The sequence below is a fragment of the Nitrospira sp. BLG_2 genome, from assembly GCF_049222245.1.
Genome location: NZ_JBLYIG010000581.1, coordinates 1 through 2127, shown reverse-complemented (window position 1 = coordinate 2127; position 2127 = coordinate 1). Strand labels below are relative to the sequence as shown.

Sequence of the window (2127 nt, the reverse complement as noted above, 5' to 3'; positions counted from 1 at the left end):
CTAACATTCACTATCCGACAACAATTGCAAAAATGCAACTATCGTGAAGCCGCCGGTGGAGTCACGGGCACTTGCTGAATCACCTTCTGAGGCCAAGGCCCGTACGCGGGGGATATTTCGACGCTGGAAGACTAAAGGTGGCCGGCTGACGAACGGTGCACGGGTTCGGTCACGCCATCATGCAGCGAACCTGGACGGCTCTTGCGAGTTTTTCTGTCTAGCCGAGTGCTCCTATAACACTGCGGGGCGGCGGCGCATGGCGGTGCGATCGCGATTGGTGGCGCTATCGCCTCGGCAACTCCTGCCATGGCTCTGTCCCCTCACCGCGCATCCGTTCCAGCCGATGAAAATATGAGGAAATCAGACCGGATAAGCGCCCGAGAAGGGAAAGCCGAAGAGGAAGTCGATCGAGCACTCGCTCAAATAGCGGAAGCTCGGGAGCAAACTTTTGACCAAAGCAAAGCCAAGACTCACGCCCAAAGCTGGGCGCATCTCAGACGGCGGAATCGGCTGGGATAATCGCTTGTGCCGGCAGTAAGCACACCGGATCAATTTGAATGGTCCTTATCCGGCGGTGCTCGTTCGATAGGCGCAGTCGAGATTTCCCCCGCTGGCCTTGATGGGTAAGGGCGAGAAGCCAGAACTTGCTTGGCGACTGGAAGTCTCTACCATGGTGAAAGAGGAACAGCCACAGCGATCAACTCTTAGAATTGAATCGGCTCGGGAATGACTCCCGTTTGCCGACCTCAACGGCTCCTAGGGAGTGGATTCGCGCGCTCGGATATCAGAGAATATTTTCCTAACGTCGCTGCTTATATGGTCGGAGATTGTATAGGATGTCCACCAACAAACTAAGAAAATAGCCGCACCCGCGATCAGTGAAGACATGAGGATCCATTTTGGAGTTGGTCCAATGTCATCGATCATTGGACCTCTTCCGAGAGCAATAATTTGGACCAGGAAAGCGAGAATCAGGAGGATTGCTCCAATCCGAGTGTCCCCATACTGATTTGCGAGTGATTCAACAATGAACGGATTGTTGTCCCAAAACGGTTGAGATAAAACTGCAATAGCTTGAGGTGTGAGCCAAAAATTGCCTTTGAGCAGAAATAATGCAGATTCGCAAGTAAGCACCAGCGTTGTCACTTGCAAATAGCTGTAAGTCATTTGGTCATGCTGTAAGCTTGTCAAATAGGTATGGGGTCTGGTAGCAAAGCACGGGGAACAGCATTGATTCACCCCCGCTGTTTCTTTCGTTACCGCTGGGGAACAGACAACCTACCAGCTTCATAACCGGCGATGAAGCTCGGCAGGAAATTCTTCGCGATCGCAAAAAGAAGTACCAAACGGCAAGCAGCATGAAACAGTAAGCGTTGAAGGCTTTACCCATCCCGGAAGCTTGTCCGCCATCGATCCGAGTCTCCACACTAGGAACAGAGGCAGGGCCAAGATTCCGGGAAGCGACGATCTGTCCCATAGCCATTCCAGCCTTGAAGCCAAAATTCGGACCATCAGTAAAAAGCAACACGTCAGATCTGTTCGGGGTCAGGATCTGTTCGGGGTCACGTATGAAAAAGTTTGTCAAGTGGCCGCACCTCGCCCGTTCGCGATCAGGTTCTTTCACGAGTCTCACGGGACGGGCCTGTCCGTGGACTAGGATGTCAGTCACGTATGCGGGCTCGATAGCCCAGGATGAAATGGGACCTCGGTCGCGCAATCAGGCATTTCGGATCTGGCTCACCGCGTGCGGTCAGCCGACCATGACCCCAGGGCGCTGACCGGGGGTACCCTTCGCCCGCTCGAGCGGGCGAAACGCCTCCTGCTTCGTGACCCTCGCATAGATCGTCTTCAACATGGCCCGCGCCACCGCCACCCGGCCCACGTTTCGGCCATGCTTCTTCGCCACCCGATAATAGAGACTCCGAAACTGTGGCGCTCCGTTGATCGCGTGGACGGAGAGCTTCACCAGGGGCAGAATATAGGGTCGGGCAGAATATAGGGTCAGCAACTGTCTTGACTGTCAAGGGTCGACACGGCTAGTTTTCGGCCTCTCCCCTCAAAATGCTTCGCACGCAATGGGCGTAGGCACGCCGATCTCTGTCGAGGCCAGGCTCTCCTATGCCCCCG

General features: G+C 54.7%; 3 protein-coding genes. All 3 read right to left on the bottom strand.

The window, feature by feature from the left end; genetic code table 11:
• Positions 1-756: 756 nt before the first annotated feature.
• The 3 genes from ACOSYY_RS15560 to ACOSYY_RS15550 all read right to left on the bottom strand — a co-directional run bounded on the left by ACOSYY_RS15560 (position 757) and on the right by ACOSYY_RS15550 (position 1966).
• Positions 757-1167, bottom strand: a complete 411-nt coding sequence (locus ACOSYY_RS15560; RefSeq protein WP_421663513.1) for a hypothetical protein — start codon at positions 1165-1167, stop codon at positions 757-759.
• A gap of 4 nt (positions 1168-1171) precedes the next feature.
• On the bottom strand, positions 1172-1585 hold the full coding sequence (locus ACOSYY_RS15555; protein ID WP_421663511.1) for a hypothetical protein: 414 nt from the start codon (positions 1583-1585) through the stop codon (positions 1172-1174).
• Positions 1586-1750: 165 nt separating this feature from the next.
• Positions 1751-1966, bottom strand: a complete 216-nt coding sequence (locus ACOSYY_RS15550; RefSeq protein WP_421663510.1) for a hypothetical protein — start codon at positions 1964-1966, stop codon at positions 1751-1753.
• Between the last annotated feature and the right edge of the window lie 161 nt (positions 1967-2127).

What these genes read in the sequence shown, in the direction of transcription:
- ACOSYY_RS15560 (WP_421663513.1), bottom strand. Translation starts at nt 1,167, where the DNA reads ATGACTTACAGCTATTTGCAAGTGACAACGCTGGTGCTTACTTGCGAA.